Source organism: Frigidibacter sp. MR17.24 (assembly GCF_037095655.1).
Classification (GTDB): Bacteria; Pseudomonadota; Alphaproteobacteria; order Rhodobacterales; family Rhodobacteraceae; genus Frigidibacter.
The window spans coordinates 1082067-1106915 of sequence record NZ_JBAWKE010000001.1; the positions used below are offsets into that span (position 1 = coordinate 1082067).

Consider the following 24849-nt stretch of genomic DNA (forward strand, 5'->3'; position numbering starts at 1 on the left):
TCGCGCCCCCGGACCCCCGCGGGATATTTGCGCAAAGTCGAGAACGGGGCCGTGGCATTGCCGCGGCCCTTCGCGTTCGTCACAGCGCCAGCGGGCCGGTCAGGCGGTAGTGCAGGCCCGCGGCGGCGAAGCGGGTCTCGGCGGTGCCGCCGAAATCCAGCGGCGCCACCCGGCCGATCAGCAGCGAGCCGAAGCCCTGGCGCGACGGCGCCGTCACCGGCGGCCCGCCGCTTTCCACCCAGTCGAGGCAGAGCGCGCGCGCCGTCGCGTCGCCCGTCACCTGCCAGTCGAGCGCCACCCGCCCCTCGGGCACCGAGAGCGCGCCATGCTTGGTCGCGTTGGTCGCAAGCTCGCTCACGATCAGCGCCACCGCCAGCGCCTGGCGCGCCTCGAGCGCGACTGGCGGCCCCGAGAGCGCGATCCGCCCCTCGGCCAGCGCCGCCTGCGAGGCGAGCGCGGTGCCGACCAGATCGGCCAGCGGCGCCGCGACCTGCGCCCCCGAGGTCAGGATGTGATGTGCCGCCGCCAGCGCGCCCAGCCGCGCCGAGAGCTTTTCCCAGGCCTCGGCCGTGTCGGCGGCGGCGCGCAGGGTCTGGCGCGCGATGACCGAGACCACCGCGAGGGTGTTCTTCAGCCGGTGCGCCAGCTCGGTGTTGCGCAGTTCGAGCGCGCGTTCGGCCAGGACCTTGTCGGTGGTCTCGACCACCGTGTCCATCACGCCGCCCACCCGCCCCTCGGCATCGCGGATCGGGCTGTAGCAGAAGGTGAAGTTGCAGGGTTCGGGATAGCCGTGCCGGTCGATCGTCAGCGGGAAATCGGCGAAATACGACGCCTCGCCGGCGAAAGCGCGGGCCGCGATCGGGCCGATCTCGTCCCAGGCCTCGGCCCAGACGTCGTAGAACGGGCGTCCCTGCGCGGCGGGCTTGGCGCCGAGGATCGGCGTGAAGGCGTCGTTGTGCAGCGTGATCATCCGCTCGCCCCAGAAGATCGCCGCGGGGAAGGACGAGGCCAGCATCATCTGCGCCGAGACATGCAGCGCCACCGGCCAGCCCTCGGGCGGGCCGAGCGAGTTCGTCCCCCAGTCGATCGCGCGCAGCGCGGCGCGGGCGGCCCCCGGCCCGGCAAGGCAGGGATGGCTGGATTCTGGCATGTGCGGCGGACTCCTCGGGATCGCAGCAGAGGCCAAGCCGGGCGAAAAGGCAAGGCCCGGCAGCGTGGTGGCCCCTGCGGTGGCCCCCGTGATGAGCCCGTGACGAGCCCGTGATGAGCCCTGGAGGAGCCCGGCGCGCGCCCGGCGCAAGCCCGTGACGATGTCGGACGAGCGACGGCGGACACGGGCGCCGGCTACGGGCCCCGGACACGGGCCTGGACACGGGGCGCGCGCGCGCGCCTGCCTCGGACACGGCTCGCAGGGGCGCGGGATCGGGGGGCGCGAAGTCGGCGTCGCGAGGTCGGGGGCGCGGCTCCGGCAGGGCGCGGGCGGGCCGAGGAATCGCTGGACCGGACCGGGCCGGCCGTGCGAAAAAGGGTCATGGCCTCTGACCTTACCGCCGCGCTTGCCGACCCGCCCCGCCAGCCGCGCTACACCGCGCTGGAGGATGTGCAGGGTCTGCTGATCTCGACGGTGCAATGCGCGCTGGGGATCCACCTGCTGCGGGCGGCGGGGCTGGTGACGGGGGGCACGGCGGGGCTGGCGCTGATCGTGGCCTATGCCACCGGCTGGGGCTTCGGCCCGACCTTCTTCGTGGTCAACCTGCCGTTCTACGCCTTCGCCTGGGCGCGCAAGGGCGCGGCCTTCGCGCTGAAGAGCTTCGCGAGCGTCACGCTGGTCTCGGTCATCGCCGACGCGCTGCCGGGCGTGCTGAGCATCGCCCATGTCCACCCCGGCGTCGCCGCGGCGGGCTTCGGCGTGGTCGCGGGCGTGGGGCTGCTGGGGCTGTTCCGGCATTCCTCGTCCCTGGGGGGCGTGTCGATCGTGGCGGTGATCGTCCAGGACCGCTTCGGCATCCGCGCGGGCTGGGTGCAGTCGGGCTGGGACCTGTGCCTGTTCCTGGTGTCCTTCGCGATCCTGCCCGCCGACCGGGTGGTCTGGTCGCTGCTGGGCGCGGTGATCCTGAACCTGGTGATCGCGCTGAACCACCGCCGCGACTGGTACGTCGTCACCTGACCGCCCGCCCCCCGACGGCACACGCCCGGCGCGGCGCGCAATCCGGCCCTGCGTGCATTGGCGCTGGCATTTTCTGCGGATGCGAGGTATCCCGCGCCCGACATTTCCGGGATAGCTTCATGGACCTTCGCAACATCGCGATCATCGCGCACGTCGACCACGGCAAGACCACGCTGGTCGACGAGCTTCTGAAACAGTCTGGCACCTACCGCGAGAACCAGGCGACGACCGAACGCGCGATGGACTCGAACGACATCGAGCGCGAGCGCGGGATCACCATCCTTGCCAAGGCGACCTCGGTCGAGTGGAAGGGCACGCGCATCAACATCGTCGACACCCCCGGCCACGCCGACTTCGGCGGCGAGGTCGAGCGCATCCTGTCGATGGTCGACGGCGTCTGCCTGCTGGTCGACGCGGCCGAGGGCCCGATGCCGCAGACCAAGTTCGTGACCTCGAAGGCGCTGGCGCTTGGCCTGAAGCCGATCGTCGTCGTGAACAAGGTCGACAAGGGCGACGCGGAACCCGACCGGGCGCTGGACGAGGTCTTCGACCTGTTCGCCAACCTCGGCGCCAGCGATGAACAGCTCGACTTCCCGCATGTCTACGCCTCGGGCCGCTCGGGCTGGGCCGACATGACGCTGGACGGCGAGCGCAAGAACCTCGACGCGCTGTTCGACCTGATCGTCAAGCATGTGGAGCCGCCGAAGCAGGCCGCCCAGGCGAACGAGCCGTTCCGGATGCTGGCGACCACGCTGGGCTCGGACCCGTTCATCGGGCGGATGCTGACCGGCCGCGTCGAAAGCGGCACGCTGAAGACCAACGACACCGTCAAGGCGCTGTCGCGCACCGGCGACCGGATCGAGCAGTTCCGCGTCTCGAAGATCCTCGCCTTCCGCGGCCTGAGCCAGCAGCCGATCGACGAGGCCGTCGCGGGCGACATCGTCAGCCTTGCCGGCATGACCAAGGCGACCGTGGCCGACACGATCTGCGCGCTCGAGGTCGACACCGCCCTGCCCGCCCAGCCGATCGACCCGCCGACCATCTCGGTCACCTTCGGCATCAACGACAGCCCGCTGGCGGGTCGTGACGGCGACAAGGTGCAGTCGCGCGTCATCCGCGACCGGCTGATGAAGGAAGCCGAATCGAACGTCGCGATCAAGATCGAGGACACGCCGGGCGGCGAGGCCTTCATCGTCTCGGGCCGGGGCGAACTGCAGATGGGCGTCCTGATCGAGAACATGCGCCGCGAAGGGTTCGAGCTGTCGATCTCGCGCCCGCGCGTGATCTTCAAGGAAGAGGACGGCCAGCGCATGGAGCCGGTCGAGGAAGTCACCATCGACGTGGATGACGAATTCTCGGGCGCGGTGATCGAGAAGATCACCGGCGAGCGCAAGGGCGACCTCGTCGAGATGAACCCCGATGGCACGGGCAAGACCCGGATCATCGCCCATGTGCCCTCGCGCGGTCTGATCGGCTATCACGGCCAGTTCCTGACCGACACCCGCGGCACCGGCGTGATGAACCGCATCTTCCACAGCTGGACCCCCTACAAGGGCGCGATCCAGGGGCGCCGGCAGGGCGTGCTGATCTCGATGGAGAACGGCACCACCGTCGCCTTCGCGCTGTGGAACCTCGAGGACCGCGGCAAGCTGTTCCTGGGCGCGCAGGAGCAGGTCTACGAGGGGATGATCATCGGCGAGCACTCGCGCGACAACGATCTGGAAGTGAACCCGCTCAAGGGCAAGAAGCTGACCAACATGCGCGCCTCGGGGTCGGACGAAGCCGTGCGCCTGACCACGCCGACGATCATGTCGCTGGAAGCCGCCATCGCCTATATCGACGATGACGAGCTGGTCGAGGTCACGCCGAACAACATCCGCCTGCGCAAGCGCCACCTGGACCCGCACGAGCGCAAGCGCCAGGCCCGCGCCGAGGCCTGAGCGCCCGCCCCGCGCCGCCGCCGCGCGGTCGCGACGGAGTGAACACGAGGCCCCCCGGGAGTGATCCCGGGGGGCCTTCGCTTTGGGCGTCCCGGATTTTTTTTCGAATTTCGTCAGAAACTTGCGCCATGATCGCGACGGAACGGCGCCGCGGCCGCGTATCCATCCCGACGCGCCGTCCAGAGCGCGGAGCAGACCGCAGGGACCCCATGACACTGATCGACATCGCCGTTCTCGACCTGATCGAGAGCCTTCGCCTGCGCCTGTTCAGCCTTGATCCCCGCGGCCTGCGCGCGCTGGCCGAGCTGCCGTCGGGATGGTGGATCCTGCCCGCGCTGTTGCTGGGGCTGGCCGGCTGGGGCGCGCTGGGCTGGCTGGCGGTGCGGATGGTGCGCGGCTGGCTCTAGCCCGCCGCGCCCGGCCTGCGGCGGTCCGGGCGCAGAGCCGCCTGGACCGGCCCTGCCAACGCGGCCGGACCTTGGCGGCCCGGTCAGGCTGCGGCGGCGACCGGCAGCGGGCGGAAGGGCCGGATCTCGACCGTCTCGCCGGTGAAGCTGCAGAAGCTGCCCGCCGGGATCACCGACCAGTCCTCGCCGGTTTCCAGCGGCTCGGAGACGACGGCGCGGCCCTTCCGGCTGACCGACCAGCGGTGGTAGAGGCTGGGCGCGCGGTCGTCGGTGGCATAGCGCACGGCATAGAGCTTCTCGCCATCCGACAGCGCCGCGGTCAGCCGCACATGCGGGGCGCAGCCCTTCTCGCGCGACAGCGTCTCGAGCGCGGCCACCGCACGCTCGAGCGCGCCGCAGGGGTCGGCATCAAGCCCCTCGGCCAGCGCCACGAGGAACAGCGCCTCGCTGTCGGTGGCGCCGCGGCGGTGGGCATAGAGGTCGTCGGGGATCAGCATCTCGGCGCAGCGGCGGAACCGGTCGTAGCCGCCGATCTGACCGTTGTGCATGAAGCTCCAGCGGCCGACGGTGAACGGGTGGCAGTTGTTGCGGCTGGTCGCGGTGCCGGTCGAGGCACGGACATGCGCGAGAAACAGCGGCGAGCGGACCTGCGCGACCAGCGACTTCAGGTTCGGGTCCGACCAGGCCGGCATCACGTCGCGATACAGCCCCGGCTCGGGACGCTCGCCGTACCAGGCCAGGCCGAAGCCGTCGGCGTTGATCGCGGTCGCGCATTCGGTGGCGCAATGGCTCTGTCGGATCAGCGAATGGCCCGGCAGGGCGACGATGTCTTCCAGAAAGATCGCCTCGCCCACATAGGCGGCCCAGCGGCACATTCCCGTCTCCCTGCGCCCGATGCTCTGCTCGTGTTGCGTCGCAGCATATACCGGCGGGCCGGTGGCGGGCAATCGCGAAGCGGGCGCGGGGTTACCGCCGCCCTGACAGAAAAGTGCCCCGCCGGGGATGGCGGGGCACGATCAGGCAAAAAGGTGTACACAAGAACGTTGATCGGCAAGGCGTGTTCGGGAGACTGTCCCGGAAATGGTGACGTCAAAAGACTGGTACGCTTCGGATGAAACGAGGGGCCCTCCCGCATCCGACACCCCCAGCCTAGGCCCGCGCCGTGACACGGGCATGACCAGTTCTCGCTATGCACGCTGAAATCGTTAACAGGGCAACGATCACGCGACGCTTTCAGGCGACGGTTTCAGGCGGCGGGGCTTTCCTCGACCACGACCAGCTCGCGCTCGGCCGCGCCCTTGGCGTGGCTCAGCGCCTCCTGGTATTCGGGCGAGTGATAGCAGGCGACGGCATCCTCGAGGCTGGGGAAGCGCGCGACGACGTTGCGCGACCGATCGGTGCCTTCCAGCTGCACATAGCGCGTGGCCCGCGCCAGGAAGGTGCCGCCGTGCTTGGCGATGGCGGGACCGGCGAGGGCTGCGTAGCGGCCGTAGGCCTCGGGGTCGGTCACGGTCACATGGGCGATCCAGAGTGCGGACATCGGTGGTCTCCTTGAGAAGGACGAAGGGCCCCGGCCGGCGGACGGAGCCCCCCGGGAATTCGGGGATCGCGGGTCAGAGCGCGGCGAGAACCGCCTCGGCCGCGGCGATGGCCTCGGGGGCCTTGGCCGGGTCGGCACCGCCGGCCTGGGCCATGTCGGGCCGGCCGCCGCCGCCCTTGCCGCCAAGCGCGCCGGCCGCGGCCCGGACCAGGTCCACGGCCGAGACCTTCTCGACCATGTCCGCGGTCACGCCCGCCGCCACCGCGGCCTTGCCGCCGGTATCGGCCACGACCAGCACCGCGCCCGAGCCGACCGTGGTCTTCAGCGCGTCGACCAGCGCCGGCAGGTCCTTGCCCGACACGCCGGTGACGGCCTGGGCGATGAACTTCACGCCGCCGATCTCCTTGGCCTCGGGGCCGCCCTTGGCGCCGCCGCCCATCGCGATCTCGCGGCGCAGCTGCGCGACCTCGTTCGCCAGCGCCCGGCGTTCCTCGGCCAGCGCCTTCACGCGCTCGACCACCTCGCCCACCGGCGCCTTCAGCACGCCCGCGACCTCGGCCAGCCGGGTGCCCTGCGCATTCAGGTGATCCAGCGCCGCCTGCCCGGTCAGCGCCTCGATCCGGCGCACCCCGGCCGAGGACGCGCTGTCGCCCAGCACCACCATCAGCCCGATCTCGCCCAGCCGCGCCACGTGGGTGCCGCCGCACAGCTCGAGCGAATAGGTCCGCCCGTCGGTGCCCTTGCCGGTGCCCTCGAGCGTGCCCATCGACACGACGCGGACCTCGTCGCCGTATTTCTCGCCAAACAGCGCCTGCGCCCCCAGGCCGCGCGCGTCGTCGGGCGTCATGATCCGGGTCGAGACGGCACCGTCCTGGCGGATGAAGCCGTTCACCTCGGTCTCGACCCGGGCCATCTCCTCGGGCGTCAGCGCCTTGGTGTGGCTGAAGTCGAAGCGCAGCCGGTCGGGGGCGTTGAGCGAGCCGCGCTGGGCGACGTGATCGCCAAGCGCGCGGCGCAGCGCCTCGTTCAGCAGGTGCGTGGCCGAGTGGTTGGCGCGGATCGCGCCGCGGCGGTCGTGGTCGACGACCAGCGTCGCGCCCTGCCCGGCCTGGATCTCGCCCATGGTCACGGTGGCCACGTGCAGGAACACGCCCGCGGTGCGCTTGACGTCGGTCACATGCGCCTCGCCGGTCTCGGTGCGGATGATGCCCGCATCGCCGACCTGGCCGCCCGACTCGCCGTAGAACGGGGTCTGGTTGACGACGATCGTCACCTCGTCGCCCTGCCCCGCGGTCTTCACCGCGGCGCCCTTCTGCACCAGCGCCAGCACCTGGCCCTCGGCGGTCTCGGTGTCATAGCCCAGGAACTCGCTCGGCCCGTGCTCCTCGGCCAGGTCGAACCAGATCGCCGCATCCTTGGTCTCGCCCGAGCCGGCCCAGGCGGCGCGCGCCTTGGCCTTCTGCTCGGCCATGGCGGCGTCGAAGCCCTGGGTGTCGACGGCGCGGCCCTTCTCGCGCAGCGCGTCCTGCGTCAGGTCCAGCGGGAAGCCGTAGGTGTCGTAAAGCTTGAACGCCGCCTCGCCCGGCAGGGCAGACCCCTCGGGGATCTTCGCCAGCTCGTCGTCCAGAAGCCGCAGGCCGCGGTCCAGCGTGGTGCGGAACTTCGTCTCCTCGAGCTTCAGCGTCTCCTCGATCAGCGCCTGCGCGCGGGTCAGTTCCGGATAGGCCGCGCCCATCTGGCGCACCAGCGCCGGCACCAGCCGGAACATCACCGGGTCCTGCGCGCCCAGCATGTGCGCATGGCGCATCGCGCGGCGCATGATCCGGCGCAGCACGTAGCCGCGGCCCTCGTTCGAGGGCATCACCCCGTCGGCGATCAGGAACGAGGTCGAGCGCAGGTGGTCGGCGATCACCCGGTGGTGCACCTTGCCCGGCCCGTCGGGATCGGCCGAGGTCGCATGGGCCGAGGCCTCGATCAGCGAGCGCATCAGATCGGTGTCGTAGTTGTCGTGCTTGCCCTGCAGAAGCGCGCCGATCCGCTCCAGCCCCATGCCGGTGTCGATCGACTTGGCGTCGAGCGTGCGGCGCGAGCCGTCCTCGAACTGCTCGAACTGCATGAAGACGTTGTTCCAGATCTCGATGAACCGGTCGCCGTCCTCGTCCTTCGAGCCCGGCGGGCCGCCCCAGATCTTGTCGCCGTGGTCATAGAAGATTTCCGAGCACGGGCCGCAGGGCCCCGTGGGGCCCATCATCCAGAAGTTGTCGTTGGTGGCGATGCGGATGATGCGGTCGTCGGACAGGCCCGCGACCTTCTTCCAGATCGCCGCCGCCTCGTCGTCGGTGTGGTAGACCGTGACCAGAAGCTTGTCGCGGTTCAGCCCGAACTCCTTGGTCAGCAGCTCCCACGCCAGCGGGATCGCGGTTTCCTTGAAGTAGTCGCCGAACGAGAAGTTGCCCAGCATCTCGAAGAAGGTGTGGTGGCGCGCGGTATAGCCCACGTTGTCGAGGTCGTTGTGCTTGCCGCCGGCGCGGACGCATTTCTGCGCGGTGGTGGCGCGGGTGTAGTCGCGCGTCTCGACCCCGGTGAACAGGTTCTTGAACTGGACCATGCCCGAGTTCGCGAACATCAGCGTGGGATCGTTGCGCGGCACCAGCGGCGAGCTGTCGACGACGCGGTGGCCGTTGCGCTGGAAGAAGTCGAGATAGGTCGACCGGATGTCGTTCAGGCTGGGCATGGGCTGCGCCTTCATTGTGTAAGCATGTCAGCGCGCGCCTCCCGCGCGCGGGGTTCCGCCCCGTTTATCGCCGCAGATGCTTAAGGTGCAACGCAAAACGCATGGCCCCGCCCCGCCCGGCGCGCGCGGCCCGTTGACATTCCCCCGCGCACGAGGGGATAGAAGCCGGCAGACATAACCCGCAACCGGGCGTTCCGTGGGCGCCAAACCGACGAGGAGAGCCGACATGGCCCCGATTTCCCTCACCTTTCCCGATGGCAACAGCCGCGAATACGACGCCGGCGTGACGGCGGCCGAGGTCGCGGCCTCGATCGCGCCCTCGCTGGCGAAGAACGCCATCTCGGCCACCGTCGACGGCGCCCACTGGGACCTCGCCTGGCCCATCGAGGCCGACGCGCGCCTTGCCATCAACACGATGAAGGACGCCGAGCCGTCGATCGAGCTGATCCGCCACGACTTCGCCCACGTCATGGCCCGCGCCGTGCAGGAGCTGTGGCCGGACGTGAAGGTGACGATCGGCCCGGTGACCGAGACCGGCTGGTTCTACGACTTCGACCGCAACGAGCCGTTCACGCCCGAGGACCTCGGCGCGATCGAGGCGCAGATGAAGAAGATCATCAACGCCCGCGACCCGGTGAAGACCGAGATCTGGGACCGCGCCCGCGCGATCGCCTATTACGAAGAGCGCGGCGAGCCCTTCAAGGTCGAGCTGATCGCCCGCATCCCCGAAGGCGCGCCGATCCGCATGTACTGGCACGGCGACTGGCAGGACCTGTGCCGTGGCCCGCACCTGCAGCACACCGGCCAGCTGCCGGCCGATGCCTTCAAGCTGATGGGCGTCTCGGGCGCCTACTGGTTCGGCGACGTGAACCGCCCGCAGCTGCAGCGCATCACCGGCGTCGCGTTCCGCAACCGCGACGAGCTGAAGGCGCATCTGACGATGCTGGAAGAAGCCGCCAAGCGCGACCACCGCAAGCTCGGCCGCGAGATGGAGCTGTTCCACCTGCAGGAAGAGGCGCCGGGGATGGTGTTCTGGCACCCGAACGGCTGGTCGGTCTATCGGCTGCTGCAGGAATACATGGGCCGCCGCCAGCGCCGCGCCGGGTATAAAGAGATCAAGACCCCGCAGGTCGTCGACCGCGTGCTGTGGGAGAAGTCGGGCCACTGGGACAACTACCGCGAGAACATGTTCATCGTCGAGGTCGACGAGGAAGGCGCGAAGGAAAAGCGCATCAACGCGCTCAAGCCCATGAACTGCCCCTGCCACGTGCAGGTCTACAACCAGGGCCTGAAATCCTACCGCGACCTGCCGCTGCGGCTGGCCGAGTTCGGCGCGTGCCACCGCTACGAGTCCTCGGGCTCGATGCACGGGCTGATGCGGGTGCGCGGCTTCACGCAGGACGACGCGCACATCTTCTGCACCGAGGACCAGATCGAGGAAGAGTGCGGGGCGTTCATCGCGCTTCTGTCCTCGGTCTACAAGGACCTGGGCTTCGAGAGCTTCGACATCAAGCTGTCGACCCGCCCCGAGGTCCGCATCGGCTCGGACGAGACCTGGGACAAGGTCGAGGGCGCGCTGAAGGGCGCGATCGAGCGGCTGGGCCTGCCCTACGAGATCAACGAGGGCGACGGCGCCTTCTACGGGCCGAAGCTCGATTTCAAGCTGACCGACGCGATCGGCCGCCAATGGCAGTGCGGGACCTTCCAGGTCGACCCGAACCTGCCGGACCGTCTGGGCGCGGAATATGTCGGCGAGGACGGGGCCAAGCACCGCCCCTACATGCTGCACCGCGCGATCCTGGGCTCGTTCGAACGCTTCATCGGCATCCTGATCGAGAACTACGCCGGGAAATTCCCGCTCTGGCTCGCGCCGCGGCAGGTGGTGGTGGCCTCGATCGTTTCCGATGCGGACGATTACGTGCGCGAGGTCGTCGCGGCGCTCGAGGCGGTGGGGATCCGGGCCGAGGCCGACACCCGCAACGAGAAGATCAACTACAAGGTCCGCGAGCATTCCGTCGGCAAGGTGCCGGTGATTCTCGCGATCGGGATGAAAGAGGTCGAAGAGCGCACTGTTTCCGTTCGGCGCCTCGGCGAGACCCGGACCGAGACCTTGGGGCTTGATGCTGCAGTTGCACAACTGGCAGCCGAAGCCCGGACGCCGGACCAGCGCTGAGGCGCCGGCGGGCGGGGCAAGCCCCCGTCCGCCGCACGCGAGGCTTGATTTTCAGGCCGAATCCCTCACTCTGATTGTTGCGTGGACGCAGACTTTCCTACCGCTTCCTTACCAAGGCAGCCGGAGCCGAAAGAGCTGGCTGCACGGCTCGCGGGCAATTCAGCCCGCGGATGAAGGGATGATTGTGAGGAGAGGCGCGGTCATGGCCACTGGCACCGTGAAATGGTTCAATAGTACGAAGGGTTACGGGTTCATTGCGCCCGACGAGGGCGGGAAGGATGTGTTCGTCCACATCTCCGCGGTGGAACGGGCGGGTCTGAAGGGCCTCAACGACAACCAGAAGATCGCCTACGAACTGCAATCCGGACGCGACGGTCGATCGTCGGCGACGGACCTGAAACTGCTCTGACGCCTTCCGCAGGGAAGGCACGCAACGGCTCGCCACCGGCGGGCCGTTCGTGTTCGTGCCGCCCGGCCGCCGCCGAATGCGGGGCCGCATCCTGAAGCCGGGGCGGCCCGCCGCGATCAGGCGCCGGCGGCCATGAGGTCGTCCAGCGTCGCGGCCGACCACCCCAGCGTCAGCGTCGCCCCCGCCCGCACCACCGGGCGCTTCATCAGCGTCGGATGCGCGGCCAGCAGCGCGTCGGGCGCCGCGGCACGCTCGGTCTCGGACAGCCCGCGCCAGGTGGTCGAGCTGCGGTTGATCAGCCTGTCGCCGAAGGCCGCAAGGAACTCGGCCCGCTCGTCCGGCGTCAGCGGCTCGGCCCGCAGGTCGCGGAAGGTGACCTCGGCCCCCGCCTCGGCCAGCGCGCGCCGCGCCTTGCGGCAGGTGTCACAGGTCGCAATGCCGTAAAGGATCATCAAGAACGCCCCCAGATCTGTCGTCCGCCCCCGGGCATACCCGATTTTCAGGCCCCGTCCAGCCAGTGCCGTCCAGCCAGTGCCGTCCAGCCGGAGCGATCCGGCCATTGGCCCCATGCCGCCCCCGCCGGGGCCGTCAGCCGGCGATCGCGCGGGTGATGGTGACCCCGGCCCAGGCCGAGATCCCGGTCAGCACCGTGCCCCAGACGAGGTCGGTCGCCACCATCGCCGGGTTCCAGCCCCGCAGCGTCGCGAAATTGGTGAATTCGTAGGTGCCATAGGCCATCGCGCCGACCAGCGCCCCCTGCCACAGCGCCTGCGCCGGCGCGCCCTCGCGCAGCGCGGGCCAGGACACCAGCGCGATCAGCCCCGCGACATAGGCGGCATAGAAGGCCGCCGCCGGCGCCATCCGCAGCTCTGGCGCCATCAGCGCGCCGACATGGCGTTCGAACAGCGGGTGGATCACCGTCTTCAGCATCGCCGCGTCAAGCGCGAGGAAGACGACGGCGGTCGACAGGTAGAGTGACAGCATCTGCATGGCGCGGGCCTCCGGTTGCAACGGGGGTACGCGCCGCCCCCCGTGCCGGATCACCCCGGCGCGAGGCCGCGGGCGCCTGGCCGCCCCGCCCCCCCGGGCTGCACCGTCACTGGCAGTGCACGCGGTAGGACAGCGCCGTCACCGCCGCCGCGCCGCGGTTGCCGATCACGATGCTCGACGGCTTGTGCCCGACCGGGATCTTGCCGCGCGCGCTGCACAGCGGCCGGATCAGATGCGCCGCGCCGCCGGGGCCGACGAAGCCCGGATCGACGACGACGGTGTAGTTGTCCGCGCCCGAGCGGGTCACCCGGTAGAGATAGGGCGCGATGTCCAGCGGCACGCTCAGCGTGGTCACGCCGCCCCGGGCGCCCGCGACGGTGCCGGCGGCGCTGGCCGGGGTGGCGATGCCAAGGCCGGCCGTGGCCAGCGCCAGCGCCATCCCGGCGGCCATGGCGCGGAAACTGAGGGTACGGAAGCTGCGGAAAAGGGTCATCGGAACATCCTCGGGTCGACTGCGGCTACGCGCGAGACGATAGTGCGCGGCGCGCCCCGGGCAAGACAGCGGCCGGCCTTCATGGTATACGTATGCATACCAAATCGGGAGGCCCCGCGATGATCCTGGCCCTGCACCATGTCCAGCTGGCGATGCCGCGCGGTGGCGAGCCCGCGGCGCGGCAGTTCTACGGTGGGGTCCTCGGCCTGCCCGAGGTCGCCAAGCCCGCCGCCCTCGCCGGTCGCGGCGGCTGCTGGTTCGAAAGCGGCGAGCTGAGGCTGCACCTCGGCGTCGAGACGCCGTTCGTTCCGGCGCGCAAGGCCCACCCCGGCCTGCAGGTCGCGGACCTGTCGGAGCTTTGCGCGCGGCTTGACCGCCATGGCATCGCCGTCACGCCCGACGCCGCGCTACCCGGGCTTCGGCGCGTCCACGTCGCCGACCCGTTCGGCAACCGGCTGGAACTGCTCGAGCTGCTCGCACCCGGCCCCTCCGGCTGATCCCGCGCCCGGCCCCCGAAGGTCCGCGCCGGGGCGACGGCCGCGCCCCGCCGGCCGGGCACGATCCGCCCGGCCTCCCGACCGGATCCCGCCCTGCGCGGGCCGCCCGCACCCGGCCCTTGCTGCGCCGGGAAACCGCCTGCCGCGCGCGGTACGGGATCGCCCCGCGCGTCCTCCCGTCACGGCGCCACGGCAGGGGGCCCGGTCAGGCAGCGAAGTCAGTCGGCGGTGTCAGTCGGCGGGGCGGTGCTGCCGCGCCAGCGCCTCGACCAGACCCGCGTCGCGGGCGCGGGCCAGCGCCTCGACATCCTGCCCCGCCGCGGCCTCGGCCATCGCCGCGACCAGCGTCGCCTTCACCGTGTCGTCCAGCTGCGGCGCCCCGAGATCGGCCCACCAATCCTCCATCGCCGGCCCGATATGGTCGAGGAAATGCGCCATCCCGCCCTCGCCGCCGGCGAGGTGGAAGGTCAGGTGCGGCCCCATCAGCGCCCAGCGCAGCCCCGGACCCGAGACCAGCGCCGCATCGACATCGGCAAGCGAGGCCACGCCCTCGGTCACCAAGTGCACCGCCTCGCGCCACAGCGCGGCCTGCAGCCGGTTCGCGACATGGCCCGGCACCTCGCGCCGCAGCCGGATCGGCCGCTTGCCCAGCCGGCGGTAGAAGGCCATCGCCAGCGCCAGCGTCGCCTCGGACGTGTCGCCGCCCCCCACCACCTCGACCAGCGGGATCAGGTGCGGCGGATTGAACGGGTGGCCGATGACCAGCCGCTCGGGGTGGCGCATGTGCACCTGCATCGGCGTCGGCATGATCCCCGAGGTCGAGCTGGCGATCACCGCCCCGGGGTCGAGCACGGCCTCGATCTCGGCCAGCAGCGCGCGCTTGACCTCCAGCCGCTCGGGCGCGTTCTCCTGCACCCAGTCGGCGCCCTCGGCCGCCTCGGCCGGGGCGGCGAAGCACGACAGCCGCACCAGCGCGGGCTCGAGCGACTCGGTGGTCAGCCCCAGCCGCTGCATGTCGGGCCAGGCCCGGGCGACGAAGGCCGCGACCCGCGCGCCGGCGCCCGTGGCCGGGTCGGCGACCCGCACCGACAGCCCCGCCGCAAGGAACCGCGCGGCCCAGCTGGCCCCGATGCTGCCCGCCCCGATCACCGCGACGGTACGGATCGCGCCCGCCTGTTCCGCCGCCTGTTCTGCCGCCTGTTCTGCCATCTGCATCGGTTCCCCCGGCTGTGCGTTGCGCCAGCATAGCCGGTGGCGGCGGGGATTCCAGCGCGCGAGGGACATCGGGTTGCGCATTTCGCGCCGCGGTTGACGTCGTTTCGCCACGGTTCCGGCACCGGCCCCGTGGCCCCCGGATTGTTGCGATGCCCCTAATATCTGCCCCGGAATCACCTTTGCGGCTGTCGATTAAGGCCGGATTTCGACGCCAGTCAGGCCGGCGTAGACACAAAGGAAAGGTCCCAGAATGGGTCTCCTCAGCAGTATCGGAAGTGCCGGAAGCGCCCTTACCCCTGCGCTGGCCACGCTGGCCACCCCGACCACCGTCGCCCCGGCGGATCAGGACACCACCACCACCGCGGCGTCCCAGCCCGCGACCGCCAGCCCGGCCGAAAGCGAACCGGCATCGACGGCGCCCGCGGTCGTGATCGACATCTCGCCCGAGGCGCTCGCGGCGGCCGCGGCCGCCTCCGAGCCGCAGGCGGACATCTCGACAAAGCCGCAGGCGGACACCCCGACAGAGCCGCAGGCGGCCATCTCGACAGAGTCGCCGGCCGAAATGCTCGCCGAAGCGCAGGCCGAAGCCTCCGGTCCCGCCGCCTCCGGTTCCGCTTCGGACAATGGCGCCTCTTCGGCCAGCGCCGTCGCGGCGAGCCGCGCCGCGTCCGGGGCCGGGCTTGCCGCGGACAGCGCGACCGCGGGCACCGCCTCGGTCACGGTCACGGTCACGGACTCGCTGGCCGAGACCGCCAGCGCCACCGACGAAGAGACCGCGGCCGACCGCTCCGCCGCGCTCGCGCTGCGCGACCGGCTGGCCTTCGCCGAGATCTTCGCCGAGGCCGAAGAGACCGACGACACGTCGGGCACGCTGCTCGCCCCCGTCGACCGCAGCGCCCGCGCGCAGGGCGCCTATGGCGAGGCGCGGCAGCTGGGCGCCGCGCAGTCCGGCGCCGCCGGCGACAGCATGCGCAGCCTCTAGGCCGCGGCGCCCTCGGGCGGCCGGGCCCCGGGCCCGGCCGTCACCCGCAGCACGACCACGGTGACATTGTCGCCCCCGCCCGCCGCCAGCGCCGCATCGACCAGCCGGCGGCAGGCCTCGGCCGGCGTCGCCCGCCCGACCAGCGCCGCGATCCGCGCCTCGGCGACCTCCTCGGTCAGCCCGTCGGTGCACAGCAGGTAGCGGTCGCCGGGCTCGACCCGGTCCAGCAGCGTCTCGGTCATCGGCCGCGTCCCCACGCCCACCGCCCGCGTCAGCATGTTGCGCCGCGGCCAGCGCAGCGCCTGCTCGCGCGTCAGCGCGCCGGCGGTGACCAGCTCCTGCACCTCGCTGTGATCGGTGGTCATCTGCGCCAACTGCCCCGCGCGCAGCCGGTATACCCGGCTGTCGCCGGCCCAGACGCAGGCCAGCTGCCGGCCGTGCATCAGCACCGCCGCCACCGTCGCGCCGATCGTCGCCCCGCCCAGCACCTCGGACCGGCACTGGATCTCGGCATGGGCCCGGCCCAGCCGGTCGAGGAAGCGCGCGCGCTGCCCCGCCGCCGACCGCGGCCGCCCCATCGCCGCAAGCGCGTCGACGATGGCCCCGGCCGCGAAGGCCCCCGCCTCGTGCCCGCCCATCCCGTCGGCGACCACCCACAGGCCCGCCGCCGGATGCAGCAGGAAGCGGTCCTCGTTCTGCCCGCGCACGAGACCCCGGTCACTGGCCCCCGCACCCTCGAGCCTGAGGCTCTCGTCGATCATCCGTCCCTCCGCGCACCGCGACCGCCCCGGGGCCGAAGCCCCGCCCGGGATCGCCGGCCGCGCCCGGCCCGCGGCCGGCCGGCGCGACGGGGCGCGGGGGCACGGCGGAACGGACCGGAAGACGCAGCGAAGGGGCGGCGGGGGCGGATGCGTGGCAGATTGCAGGTTCCGCGCCGCGCGGCAAGACACGAGGCGCCACCGGACGGGCCCCGGATCGGCGCCGAACCGGGCCCGCATCGGCAGGCCGCCGCCGGCGCCGGGCGCAGGCGGCAACCCACCGCCGGTTCCGACGCCGGTGAAAGTCCGATGGCAGGGGTGGTGCGATGGCAGGGACGGTGCGATGCCAGCGGCCCTCGGGCGGAACCCGGCGCGGACGCGACAGCCCTTCGACGGCGTGCCCTGACCAGACGGCGCCGGACAGCCGGCGCGCCCGGCTTGGGCCCCCGGCTTGGGGCCCATCTCTCCGGCACCGGCTTTGCGAATCGCGGCATTGGCGCTAGGTACGGCCCCGCGCCCCTATAGCTCAGCTGGTAGAGCGTCTGATTTGTAATCAGAGGGTCGGCGGTTCAAGTCCGTCTGGGGGCACCATCCGAACCCGTCCCGTCTTTTGCCACACCGTCTTTTGCCACGCCGTTGCGGCGTGCCACGCCCACGGGGTGCAAAGCCCCCGGGTTGCAAAGCCCCGGCAGACGACCGGCGCCCCCCGCCCATCATCGCCGCGACCGCGGCCCCGCGCGGGCCATGCGCTTCGGGGGCCTTGTCCGGCGTCCGAACGCCATCAGGTCCCGTGCCCGACCGGAGAGGGAGCGGTCGCGCACGGGACCTTCCGGTGCGGCGGCCCCGGGTCTGGTGCGGCAGACAGGGCGCCGGATCACCGACTGCCCGGCCGGGGCCCGCGGGACCGGCTGCCCGCCCGCGACAGGGGACGGATCGCGACCGCCCCCCGCGGCCGATCCGCCCCCCGCCGGTGCGGGTCCTGCTCGATCCTCGCCCGTATCTAGTGCGCGCCGTACATCCGGGTGTGCGGCTCGCGGATCTCGCGCTCGGCCAGATCGTAATCCTCGACCGCCAGAGCGGCGCAGATCTGCATCAGCTCGTCACGGACCGGCAGGCTCTCGCGCCGCTCGATCCGGGCCAGCCGCTCGGGGTCGAGCCGCGCGCGCGCGGCCAGGTCCAGCCGGCGCAGGCCCAGCGTCATCCGCCAGGCCGCGACCGGGCTCACGCCGCGGTGGATCATCCGCTCGGCGATGCGCCGGCTGCGTTCGTCATGATATGCCAGGGTCGGCTCGATCTGCTGATACGCGGTCATTCTATCCTCCGTGCGACCGTTCATGGGCTCCTCACACGTTAAAGGTGACTCGGAATTGTGAAATAAGTTGGGCAATCAACCATAAGATGCACTCTGCATCGCGGCATGGCGATGCTGCCGGTTGCAAGCCCGCGCCGGATCGGCTTGCATCCCGGTATCCGGCCCCTCCCGCCGGAGCCGTCTCCCCGTTGTGCTGCCAGAGGTGCCATGCTCTACGCCCCCGATCTTCTCGACCGGCTTGCCGCCGGGCTGCGCGCGGCGCTGCCGGCCTGGGGCCTCGGGCCCGGGACCGACCTGCGGCTGCTGACCGTGTCCGAGAACGCGACCTTCCTCGCCACCCTGCCCGACGGCAGCCGGCGGATCTTCCGCGTGCACCGCCCCGGCTATCACACCCGCGCCGAGATCGAGAGCGAGCTGGCCTGGATCGCGGCGCTGCGCGACGCCGCGACGGTCGACACCCCGCGGCCGATCCCGACCGCCGCCGGCGCGCTGCTGCACGAGATCGACGATGCCGGCACCCCGCGCGAGGTCGTGTGCTTCGACCATGTGCCGGGCGTCGCCCCGGACGAGGACGGCCAGCTTGGCCTGTGGTTCCGCCACCTCGGCGCGATCGCGGCGCGGCTGCACGGCCAGGCGCGCGACTTCGCGCGGCCGGCGGGCTTCGTGCGCAAGCACTGGGACTGGGACACGATCATCGGCCCCGGCGCGCACTGGGGCGACTGGCGGGCGGCGCCGGGGCTGTCGCCGGCCGACATCGCCCTGCTCGGGACCTGCGCCGACCGGCTGCGCGACCGGCTCGCGGCGCTTGGCCAGGGCGCGGCGCACTGGGGCCTCGTGCATTGCGACATGCGCGCGGCGAACCTGCTGGTCGACGGCGCACCACCGGCCGGGCGGTTGTGGGTGATCGATTTCGACGACTGCGGCTTTTCGTGGTTCGGCTACGACTTCGCGGCCTCGGTCAGCTTCATCGAGACCGACCCCGCGCTGCCGTCGCTGATGGCGGAGTGGATCGCGGGCTACCGCTCGGTCGCGCCGCTCGATCCCGCGACCGAGGCGGCGCTGCCGGTCTTCGTCATGCTGCGCCGGATGCAGCTGACGGCCTGGCTCGCCTCGCATGCCGAGACGCCGACCGCGGCCGAACTGGGCGCGGCCTTCCCCGCCGGCACCGTGGCGCTGGCGCGCGCCTGGCTCGCGCACGAGGGGGTGGCGGCATGAGCACGCAGATCCTCGACCTCAACCGCTACGATCCCGCGGCGCCGCTGCCGCCCGGCCGCCTTGGCGAACGGCTCGCGGCGCGGGCGCGCCATGCGGGCGCAAGCTCGGTCCTCGTGTATTCCCACCCGGTCGAGATGGTCTCGGGCGAGGGCGTCTGGCTGACCGATGCCGAGGGGCGGCGCTATCTCGACACCTACAACAACGTGCCCTCGGTCGGGCACTGCCACCCGAAGGTCGCGGCCGCCATCGCCGCGCAGGCGGCGCGGCTGACGACCCACACCCGCTACCTCAACGCCGTGGTCGAGGCCTATGCCGAGCGGCTGCTGGCGACCTTCCCGGCGCCGCTCGACAACCTCGTGATGACCTGCTCGGGCACCGAGGCCAACGACCTCGCGCTGCGCATCGCGGCCGCGGCCACCGGCCGGCGCGGGGTCATCGTCACCCGCGCGGCCTATCACGGCAACTCGGCCGCGGTGACCGAGATCTCGCCCTCGGCCTGGAAGACGCAAGGGCCGGCGCCGCATGTGCGGCTGATCGATCCGCCGCGCGGGCCGGACCCGGCGGCACGGTTCGCGCAGGACGTGAAGGATGCCGCGCAAAGCCTTGACGACGCTGGCATCGGACTGTCGGCGCTGGTCGTCGACACGATCTTCTCCTCGGACGGGATCTTCGCCGACCCCGCCGGCTTTCTTGCCCCCGCCGTCGCGGCGGCGCGCGCCGCCGGCGGCCTGCTGATCGCCGACGAGGTGCAGCCGGGCTTCGGTCGCACCGGCGAATTCCTCTGGGGATTCCAGCGCCATGGCGTGACGCCCGAGATCGTCACCATGGGCAAGCCGATGGGCAACGGCTTCCCGATGGCCGGCGTCGTCACCGATCCCGCCCGCCTTGCCGGGTTCTGCGAGGAAACCGGCTATTTCAACACCTTCGGCGGCAATCCTGTCGCAGCCGCCGCCGGGATGGCGGTGCTCGAGGTGATCGAGCAGGAAGGGCTGATCGCGAACGCGGGCCGGGTCGGAGCGTATTTCCTGCAAGGACTCCGGGACCTTGCGACCCGGCATTCCACCATCGGCGAGGTGCGCGGCGCGGGCCTGTTCATCGGTCTCGACCTTGTCGATGCCGAGGGCCGCGCCGACACGCCGCGCACCAATGCGGTGATCAACGCGCTGCGCGCAAACGGCATCCTGATCGGCTCGGCCGGGCTTGCGGGCAACACGCTGAAGATCCGCCCGCCGCTGCCGTTCTCGACCGGGAATGCCGACCAGTTCCTGCGCACGCTGGACCAGATCCTGACCGCCTGACCGCAAAATGGCAAAGGGGCGCCGAAGCGCCCCTTTCCGACGTCCCGGGCACCGCCCCCGTCAGGGATGGGCGGCGTAGATCTCGACCAGGCGGGCGACGGCGGCCTCGGGGCTCATCTCCTCGCTCTCGCCGGTGCGGCGGCAGGTCAGCTCGACCTTGTTCTGCGCCAGCCCGCGCGGGCCGACGGTGATCCGCCACGGCAGGCCGATCAGGTCCATCTTCGCGAATTTCGCGCCCGCGCGTTCGTCGGTATCGTCGTAAAGCGGCTCGAGCCCCTTGGCGGTCAGCGCGGCATAGAGCGCCTCGCAGGCCGAATCCGTGGCGCTGTCGCCCTGCTTGAGGTTCACGATCCCGGCCTGGAACGGCGTCACGCCCTCGGGCCAGATGATGCCCTTGTCGTCGTGGCTGGCCTCGATGATCGCGCCCAGCAGGCGCGACACGCCGATGCCGTGGCTGCCCATCTGCACCGGCACCCGTTCGCCCTTGTCGGTGACGACGACCGCGCCCATCGGCTCGGAATACTTGGTGCCGAAGAAGAAGATCTGCCCGACCTCGATGCCGCGGCCGACGCGGCGGCGCTCTTCGGGGATCTGGTCGAAGAGGGCGGCGTCGTGGGTCTCGTCGGTGCGGGCGTAGACGGTGGTGAACTCGTCGCAGATGCCCTTGACCTGCGCGCGGTCGTCGAAGTCGACGGCGCGGTCGCCCAGCTTCAGCTCGGTCACCTGCTGGTCGTAGAACACTTCGGACTCGCCGGTCGAGGCGAGGACGAGGAATTCATGGGTGTCGTCGCCGCCGATCGGGCCCGAATCCGCGCGCATCGGGATCGCCGTCAGGCCCATCCGCTCGTAGGTGCGCAGGTAGGCGACCATGTGGCGGTTGTAGGCGTGCAGGCCGTCCTCGACCGTCAGGTCGAAGGTATAGCCGTCCTTCATCAGGAACTCGCGCCCGCGCATCACGCCGAAGCGGGGGCGGACCTCGTCGCGGAACTTCCACTGGATCTGGTAGAGCGTCAGCGGCAGCTGCTTGTAGCTGGAAACGTTGGCGCGGAAGATGTCGGTGATCATCTCCTCGTTCGTCGGCCCGAACAGCATGTCGCGCTCGTGCCGGTCCTTGATGCGCAGCATCTCGGCGCCGTAGTCGTCATAGCGCCCCGACTCCCGCCACAGGTCGGCGGGCTGCATCGTCGGCATCAGCACCGGGATGTGGCCGGCGCGGGCCTGTTCCTCGTGCACGATCTGCTCGATCCGGCGCAGGACCTTCAGGCCCATCGGCAGCCAGGAATAGATCCCCGCCGCCTGCTGCTTGATCATGCCGGCACGCAGCATGTAGCGGTGCGAGACGATCTGCGCCTCGGCGGGGTTTTCCTTCAGGACGGGCAGGAAGTAGCGGCTCAGGCGCATGGGCGGTCCCCGGGGGTCGGACATGAGGTTTCCGAGGGGTGTAGGCGGAAGCGCCGCGCCGCACAAGACGCAGCCGCCCGGCACGGCCCCGATCGCGCGGCCCGATCGCGCGGACCCGGGCAGGACCGGGCGTCGGATGCCGGGCGTGCAGGGCGGGCGTGTCGCCCCGCCCCCGCCGCCCCGGTTGCTGTTGCCCCGTCGCTTTCGCCCCGTCGCTGTCGCCCCGTCGCCGGGCCTTGCGGTCAGCCCCGCAGGCCCGCGCCAGAGCCGGCGCCGGCGCCGGCGCCGAAGCCGTGGCGCAGCACCGTCACCAGGAAGACCAGCATCGAGGCGAAGCTGACCAGCGAGCCGATGATCGCGAGCCCGTGCCCCGCCCCGAGGATGCTGAGCGCGATCCCCGGCACGAAGAGCGCCACCCCCAGGATCGCGAGCCCCGCATGGATCCGCGCCAGCGGCCGCGCCGCGGCGGCGGGCGTCATGCGGTAATAGATGCCGAACAGCGCCAGCGTCACCCAGCCCACGAGGTTGAGATGCGCATGGGCGGGGGCGAGCATGAAATCCTCGGCGATGCCCATCTGGATGCCCCAGGCCATGCCCAGGGTCACCGAGACCGCGGCGGCGGCGAAGAAGGCGAAGGGGACGCCGCGGCTCATGGCTCGCCCTCGGCGGCGACGATCACGGAGAACCGCGCCGCGAGGCTGGTGACGCGCCAGTCATGCGCCACCCCGCGCGCGAGGCTGAGCACCTGCCCCGCCCGCAGCGCCCGGCGGCCGCCGGGCGTGGTGACCGACAGCTCGCCCTCGATCACCACCAGCGCGATGTCGCCGCGTATCTCGGCACGAAGGCCCGAGCGCGCGTCGAGCGGTTCGTGGTGGTCGCGCCGGATCGGCCGGCAGAGCGAGACGGAACAGGGATCGAGCGACGGCGGGCCTGCCAGGTCGGTGGGAAGCGTGGCGCGAAGGTCGGATGCGGCGCCCGGGTGCCGTGAGTCCGGCTGTTGAAAATGATCGAGCATGAAATCCTCGCGAAACAAAATGACTTAAAAACGCGCCCGGAAGATCAATTCGACCGGGTGCGCGCGGAGTAGCACGAAGCGGGCCGCCCGGGCAAGGGATTTCATGTGTCGACCAACAACCCGGGATTGTCGCGCCGGTGCCGCGGCGCGGCGGTCCGGGGCCGCGGCGGGGCCGGCAAGAGCCGAGCGCGGGGTGGTCAAATGCCGCGGCGCGGCGGGCAGAGGCGGCGGCGGACCTTGTGCTTCGGGCGCGGGACGGCAATATCTTGCAGGTCCGAAAAAGGAAAAACGCGATGGCACTGCCGGTGCGGCAACAGGTGAAGTACTGGGGGATCGCGGCGGTCGCGTTCCTGCTGGTGCTGTGGCTGCTGGGAGGCGTGATCGTGCCCTTCCTGATCGGCGGCGCGGTCGCCTATTTCATGGATCCGGTCGCCGACCGGCTTGAGCGGATGGGCTTTTCGCGCGCGGCGGCGACGGCGATCATCTCGGTGATCGCGCTGGTGATCTTCATCCTGGCCGCGCTGTTGGTGGTGCCGACGCTGGTGCGCCAGCTTGCGCAGCTGATCAGCACCGCGCCGCAGATCCTCAACCAGTTCCAGACCTTCCTGACCGAGCATTTCCCCTCGCTGATGGATGACCAGTCGGTCCTGCGCGAGACGCTGGCCTCGTTCGGCGAGATGATCCGCCAGCGCGGCGGCCAGCTGGTGACGACGGCGCTGTCCTCGGCGATGGGGGTGGTCAGCTTCGTCGTCTTCCTTGTCGTGGTGCCGGTGGTGGCGTTCTACATGCTGCTCGACTGGGACCGGATGATCCGCCATCTCGACAGCTACCTGCCGCGCGAACACGCGCCGACGATCCGGCGCCTGGCGCGCGAGATCGACGAGACGCTGGCGGGCTTCGTGCGGGGCCAGGTGCTGGTGTGCCTGATCCTCGGGGTCTATTACGCGGTGATGCTGACGGTGGTGGGGCTGAACTTCGGCTTCGTCGTCGGCGCGATCGCGGGCTTCCTGACGTTCATTCCCTATGTCGGGGCGCTGGTGGGCGGCGGGCTGGCGATCGGGCTGGCGCTGTTCCAGTTCTGGGGCGACTGGTGGTGGATCGTCGCGGTCTGGGCGATCTTCCAGTCGGGCCAGTTCGTCGAGGGCAACATCCTGACGCCCAAGCTCGTCGGCGGCTCGGTCGGGCTGCACCCGGTGTGGCTGCTGTTCGCGCTCTCGGCCTTCGGCACGCTTTTCGGCTTCGCGGGGATGCTGGTCGCCGTGCCGGTCGCGGCCGCGCTTGGCGTGATCGCGCGGTTCTCGATGAGCCAGTACAAGGACAGCAAGCTTTACCAGGGCATCGACGATCCCGTCTACGAACCCGACTATCGCGTCGAGGTGCGCATGACCGACGAGCTGCGCCCGACCGCGACCACCGTGCTCGACCGCGAGGGGCGCGTGATGCGCACCGGCGGGCCGGGGACCGGGACGGGTGCGGGTGCGGGACCGGCGGCGGGTGCCGCGGCCACGGACCAGCCCGCGCCATGATCCCCAACCAGCTGGCCCTGGACCTGCCCCTCGCCCCGGCGATGGGGCGCGAGGCGTTCATCCCGGCGCCCTCGAACGCGGTTGCGCTGCGCCAGGTCGACGACTGGGCGCACTGGCCGGCGGGCAAGCTCGCGCTCTGCGGGCCCGAGGGCAGCGGCAAGAGCCACCTGGCGCATCTGTGGGCCGAGGAGACCGGGGCCGAGCTGGTCCCCGCGCGCGAGCTGGCGCTGGCCGACCTGCCCGAGCTTGCGCAGGCCGGGCGCGTGGTGGTCGAGGATGCCGACGCGATCGCGGGCTACGGCGAGGGCGAGCGGGCGCTGTTCCACCTGCACAACATGGTCATGGCCGAGGGCGGCCGGCTGATGGTGACGGGCCGCGCGGCGCCGTCGCGCTGGGGCATCGTGCTGCCCGACCTCGCCAGCCGGATGCAGGCCACCGCCACGGCGGAGCTGCTCGAACCCGACGACCGGCTGCTGTCGATGGTGCTGGTCAAGCTGTTCGCCGACCGCCAGATCGCCGCGCCCGCCGCGCTGATCCCCTGGCTGGTGGCGCGGATGGACCGCTCGCTCGCCGCCGCCGGCCGCCTGGTCGAGCGTCTCGACCGCGAGGCGCTGGCCCGCGGCCGCCCGGTCGGCCGCGCGATCGCGCAGGCGGTCCTCGCCGAGGGTCTCTGACCCCCTCGCCCCCCCCCCCGCGGCAGCGGCGCGCCCCGCGCCCTCCGGCATCGGCAGCCCCCGGCCGGGCATCGCGCCCAGGCGCAGGGGGGCGGGGGGGGAG

24 protein-coding genes and 1 tRNA gene are annotated in these 24849 nt (G+C 71.4%); 12 read left to right on the forward strand and 13 right to left on the reverse strand.

Annotated elements, in window-relative coordinates:
- Positions 1-79: 79 nt before the first annotated feature.
- Positions 80-1150: a sensor histidine kinase gene (locus V8J39_RS05095; RefSeq protein WP_336459761.1), complete on the reverse strand. Its 1071-nt coding sequence runs from the start codon at positions 1148-1150 to the stop codon at positions 80-82.
- A gap of 381 nt (positions 1151-1531) precedes the next feature.
- On the opposite strand from V8J39_RS05095, the gene V8J39_RS05100 reads away from it, so the two are divergent.
- The 3 genes from V8J39_RS05100 (at position 1532) to V8J39_RS05110 (ending at position 4514) form a co-directional block, all read left to right on the forward strand.
- Positions 1532-2167 (forward strand): YitT family protein, encoded by a 636-nt coding sequence (locus tag V8J39_RS05100; RefSeq protein WP_336459762.1) that lies wholly within the window; start codon positions 1532-1534, stop codon positions 2165-2167.
- A 119-nt stretch (positions 2168-2286) separates the two neighbouring features.
- The gene (gene typA, locus V8J39_RS05105) at positions 2287-4107 is read left to right on the forward strand and encodes a translational GTPase TypA (protein ID WP_336459763.1); all 1821 of its coding nucleotides are present in this window, start codon (positions 2287-2289) and stop codon (positions 4105-4107) included.
- Positions 4108-4316: 209 nt separating this feature from the next.
- Entirely contained in the window at positions 4317-4514 is a 198-nt protein-coding gene (locus V8J39_RS05110; protein WP_336459764.1) for a hypothetical protein, read from the forward strand.
- 83 nt (positions 4515-4597) lie between these two features.
- Here the strand turns inward: V8J39_RS05110 and V8J39_RS05115 are convergent, their stop codons facing one another.
- The 3 genes from V8J39_RS05115 to alaS all read right to left on the reverse strand — a co-directional run bounded on the left by V8J39_RS05115 (position 4598) and on the right by alaS (position 8788).
- Complete coding sequence (locus V8J39_RS05115; protein ID WP_336459765.1) at positions 4598-5389, reverse strand: class II glutamine amidotransferase; 792 nt, start codon at positions 5387-5389, stop codon at positions 4598-4600.
- Positions 5390-5760: 371 nt separating this feature from the next.
- On the reverse strand, positions 5761-6054 hold the full coding sequence (locus V8J39_RS05120) for a DUF1330 domain-containing protein (protein WP_336459766.1): 294 nt from the start codon (positions 6052-6054) through the stop codon (positions 5761-5763).
- A 73-nt stretch (positions 6055-6127) separates the two neighbouring features.
- Complete coding sequence (alaS, locus tag V8J39_RS05125; RefSeq protein ID WP_336459767.1) at positions 6128-8788, reverse strand: alanine--tRNA ligase; 2661 nt, start codon at positions 8786-8788, stop codon at positions 6128-6130.
- Positions 8789-9014: 226 nt separating this feature from the next.
- Here alaS and thrS point away from each other — a divergent pair, with 226 nt between their 5' ends.
- Together thrS and V8J39_RS05135 are read left to right on the forward strand one after the other, a co-directional pair.
- Positions 9015-10961, forward strand: a complete 1947-nt coding sequence (gene thrS / locus V8J39_RS05130; RefSeq protein ID WP_336459768.1) for a threonine--tRNA ligase — start codon at positions 9015-9017, stop codon at positions 10959-10961.
- Between the two features lie 202 nt (positions 10962-11163).
- Positions 11164-11370, forward strand: a complete 207-nt coding sequence (locus V8J39_RS05135) for a cold-shock protein (protein ID WP_336459769.1) — start codon at positions 11164-11166, stop codon at positions 11368-11370.
- 116 nt (positions 11371-11486) lie between these two features.
- On the opposite strand, the gene V8J39_RS05140 is transcribed toward V8J39_RS05135, so the two are convergent.
- The 3 genes from V8J39_RS05140 to V8J39_RS05150 all read right to left on the reverse strand — a co-directional run bounded on the left by V8J39_RS05140 (position 11487) and on the right by V8J39_RS05150 (position 12853).
- Positions 11487-11822 (reverse strand): arsenate reductase family protein, encoded by a 336-nt coding sequence (locus V8J39_RS05140; RefSeq protein ID WP_336459770.1) that lies wholly within the window; start codon positions 11820-11822, stop codon positions 11487-11489.
- Positions 11823-11958: 136 nt separating this feature from the next.
- Positions 11959-12360 (reverse strand): DUF2177 family protein, encoded by a 402-nt coding sequence (locus V8J39_RS05145; protein WP_336459771.1) that lies wholly within the window; start codon positions 12358-12360, stop codon positions 11959-11961.
- 106 nt (positions 12361-12466) lie between these two features.
- On the reverse strand, positions 12467-12853 hold the full coding sequence (locus V8J39_RS05150; protein ID WP_336459772.1) for a hypothetical protein: 387 nt from the start codon (positions 12851-12853) through the stop codon (positions 12467-12469).
- A gap of 119 nt (positions 12854-12972) precedes the next feature.
- On the opposite strand from V8J39_RS05150, the gene V8J39_RS05155 reads away from it, so the two are divergent.
- Positions 12973-13350 carry a VOC family protein gene (locus V8J39_RS05155; protein ID WP_336459773.1) on the forward strand — a complete coding sequence of 126 codons (378 nt, stop codon included), beginning with the start codon at positions 12973-12975 and terminating at the stop codon, positions 13348-13350.
- A gap of 231 nt (positions 13351-13581) precedes the next feature.
- Here V8J39_RS05155 and V8J39_RS05160 read toward each other — a convergent pair whose 3' ends face one another.
- A complete protein-coding gene (locus tag V8J39_RS05160) occupies positions 13582-14565 on the reverse strand; it encodes a 3-hydroxyacyl-CoA dehydrogenase NAD-binding domain-containing protein (RefSeq protein ID WP_336459774.1) in 984 nt (327 codons plus the stop codon).
- Between the two features lie 250 nt (positions 14566-14815).
- On the opposite strand from V8J39_RS05160, the gene V8J39_RS05165 reads away from it, so the two are divergent.
- Positions 14816-15547 (forward strand): hypothetical protein, encoded by a 732-nt coding sequence (locus V8J39_RS05165; RefSeq protein ID WP_336459775.1) that lies wholly within the window; start codon positions 14816-14818, stop codon positions 15545-15547.
- On the opposite strand, the gene V8J39_RS05170 is transcribed toward V8J39_RS05165, so the two are convergent.
- The gene (locus tag V8J39_RS05170) at positions 15544-16308 is read right to left on the reverse strand and encodes a PP2C family protein-serine/threonine phosphatase (protein WP_336459776.1); all 765 of its coding nucleotides are present in this window, start codon (positions 16306-16308) and stop codon (positions 15544-15546) included. The two genes, V8J39_RS05165 and V8J39_RS05170, sit on opposite strands and share 4 nt — an antisense overlap.
- A 512-nt stretch (positions 16309-16820) precedes the next feature.
- Here V8J39_RS05170 and V8J39_RS05175 point away from each other — a divergent pair.
- Positions 16821-16896, forward strand: a tRNA-Thr gene (locus tag V8J39_RS05175).
- 409 nt (positions 16897-17305) lie between these two features.
- Here the strand turns inward: V8J39_RS05175 and V8J39_RS05180 are convergent.
- Positions 17306-17617 carry a helix-turn-helix domain-containing protein gene (locus V8J39_RS05180; protein ID WP_336459777.1) on the reverse strand — a complete coding sequence of 104 codons (312 nt, stop codon included), beginning with the start codon at positions 17615-17617 and terminating at the stop codon, positions 17306-17308.
- Positions 17618-17824: 207 nt separating this feature from the next.
- Between V8J39_RS05180 and V8J39_RS05185 the strand changes: the two genes are divergently transcribed.
- Positions 17825-18832: a phosphotransferase enzyme family protein gene (locus V8J39_RS05185; protein ID WP_336459778.1), complete on the forward strand. Its 1008-nt coding sequence runs from the start codon at positions 17825-17827 to the stop codon at positions 18830-18832.
- Positions 18829-20130, forward strand: a complete 1302-nt coding sequence (locus V8J39_RS05190; protein ID WP_336459779.1) for an aspartate aminotransferase family protein — start codon at positions 18829-18831, stop codon at positions 20128-20130. The genes V8J39_RS05185 and V8J39_RS05190 overlap by 4 nt, the downstream gene beginning before the upstream one ends.
- A gap of 60 nt (positions 20131-20190) precedes the next feature.
- Here the strand turns inward: V8J39_RS05190 and proS are convergent, their stop codons facing one another.
- The 3 genes from proS to V8J39_RS05205 all read right to left on the reverse strand — a co-directional run bounded on the left by proS (position 20191) and on the right by V8J39_RS05205 (position 22546).
- Positions 20191-21531, reverse strand: coding sequence for a proline--tRNA ligase (gene proS, locus V8J39_RS05195; RefSeq protein WP_336459780.1), 1341 nt, complete (start codon positions 21529-21531; stop codon positions 20191-20193).
- Positions 21532-21773: 242 nt separating this feature from the next.
- The gene (locus V8J39_RS05200; RefSeq protein ID WP_336459781.1) at positions 21774-22184 is read right to left on the reverse strand and encodes a hypothetical protein; all 411 of its coding nucleotides are present in this window, start codon (positions 22182-22184) and stop codon (positions 21774-21776) included.
- Positions 22181-22546, reverse strand: a complete 366-nt coding sequence (locus V8J39_RS05205) for a hypothetical protein (protein WP_336459782.1) — start codon at positions 22544-22546, stop codon at positions 22181-22183. Before V8J39_RS05205 ends, V8J39_RS05200 begins: the two co-directional genes overlap by 4 nt.
- Before the next feature lie 293 nt (positions 22547-22839).
- Between V8J39_RS05205 and V8J39_RS05210 the strand changes: the two genes are divergently transcribed.
- Both V8J39_RS05210 and V8J39_RS05215 read left to right on the forward strand, forming a co-directional pair.
- Complete coding sequence (locus tag V8J39_RS05210) at positions 22840-24072, forward strand: AI-2E family transporter (protein ID WP_336459783.1); 1233 nt, start codon at positions 22840-22842, stop codon at positions 24070-24072.
- On the forward strand, positions 24072-24746 hold the full coding sequence (locus tag V8J39_RS05215; RefSeq protein ID WP_336460206.1) for a chromosomal replication initiator DnaA: 675 nt from the start codon (positions 24072-24074) through the stop codon (positions 24744-24746). Before V8J39_RS05210 ends, V8J39_RS05215 begins: the two co-directional genes overlap by 1 nt.
- Positions 24747-24849 lie beyond the last annotated feature (103 nt).

Coding starts and splice junctions, on each gene's coding strand:
- alaS (WP_336459767.1), bottom strand. CDS start 8,788: ATGCCCAGCCTGAACGACATCCGGTCGACCTATCTCGACTTCTTCCAG.
- typA (WP_336459763.1), top strand. CDS start 2,287: ATGGACCTTCGCAACATCGCGATCATCGCGCACGTCGACCACGGCAAG.
- V8J39_RS05135 (WP_336459769.1), top strand. CDS start 11,164: ATGGCCACTGGCACCGTGAAATGGTTCAATAGTACGAAGGGTTACGGG.
- V8J39_RS05140 (WP_336459770.1), bottom strand. CDS start 11,822: ATGATCCTTTACGGCATTGCGACCTGTGACACCTGCCGCAAGGCGCGG.
- V8J39_RS05185 (WP_336459778.1), top strand. CDS start 17,825: ATGCTCTACGCCCCCGATCTTCTCGACCGGCTTGCCGCCGGGCTGCGC.
- V8J39_RS05165 (WP_336459775.1), top strand. CDS start 14,816: ATGGGTCTCCTCAGCAGTATCGGAAGTGCCGGAAGCGCCCTTACCCCT.
- V8J39_RS05155 (WP_336459773.1), top strand. CDS start 12,973: ATGATCCTGGCCCTGCACCATGTCCAGCTGGCGATGCCGCGCGGTGGC.
- V8J39_RS05205 (WP_336459782.1), bottom strand. CDS start 22,546: ATGCTCGATCATTTTCAACAGCCGGACTCACGGCACCCGGGCGCCGCA.
- V8J39_RS05170 (WP_336459776.1), bottom strand. CDS start 16,308: ATGATCGACGAGAGCCTCAGGCTCGAGGGTGCGGGGGCCAGTGACCGG.
- V8J39_RS05095 (WP_336459761.1), bottom strand. CDS start 1,150: ATGCCAGAATCCAGCCATCCCTGCCTTGCCGGGCCGGGGGCCGCCCGC.
- V8J39_RS05180 (WP_336459777.1), bottom strand. CDS start 17,617: ATGACCGCGTATCAGCAGATCGAGCCGACCCTGGCATATCATGACGAA.
- V8J39_RS05190 (WP_336459779.1), top strand. CDS start 18,829: ATGAGCACGCAGATCCTCGACCTCAACCGCTACGATCCCGCGGCGCCG.
- V8J39_RS05110 (WP_336459764.1), top strand. CDS start 4,317: ATGACACTGATCGACATCGCCGTTCTCGACCTGATCGAGAGCCTTCGC.
- V8J39_RS05200 (WP_336459781.1), bottom strand. CDS start 22,184: ATGAGCCGCGGCGTCCCCTTCGCCTTCTTCGCCGCCGCCGCGGTCTCG.
- V8J39_RS05145 (WP_336459771.1), bottom strand. CDS start 12,360: ATGCAGATGCTGTCACTCTACCTGTCGACCGCCGTCGTCTTCCTCGCG.
- thrS (WP_336459768.1), top strand. CDS start 9,015: ATGGCCCCGATTTCCCTCACCTTTCCCGATGGCAACAGCCGCGAATAC.
- proS (WP_336459780.1), bottom strand. CDS start 21,531: ATGCGCCTGAGCCGCTACTTCCTGCCCGTCCTGAAGGAAAACCCCGCC.
- V8J39_RS05160 (WP_336459774.1), bottom strand. CDS start 14,565: ATGCAGATGGCAGAACAGGCGGCAGAACAGGCGGCGGAACAGGCGGGC.
- V8J39_RS05210 (WP_336459783.1), top strand. CDS start 22,840: ATGGCACTGCCGGTGCGGCAACAGGTGAAGTACTGGGGGATCGCGGCG.
- V8J39_RS05120 (WP_336459766.1), bottom strand. CDS start 6,054: ATGTCCGCACTCTGGATCGCCCATGTGACCGTGACCGACCCCGAGGCC.
- V8J39_RS05115 (WP_336459765.1), bottom strand. CDS start 5,389: ATGTGCCGCTGGGCCGCCTATGTGGGCGAGGCGATCTTTCTGGAAGAC.
- V8J39_RS05100 (WP_336459762.1), top strand. CDS start 1,532: ATGGCCTCTGACCTTACCGCCGCGCTTGCCGACCCGCCCCGCCAGCCG.
- V8J39_RS05150 (WP_336459772.1), bottom strand. CDS start 12,853: ATGACCCTTTTCCGCAGCTTCCGTACCCTCAGTTTCCGCGCCATGGCC.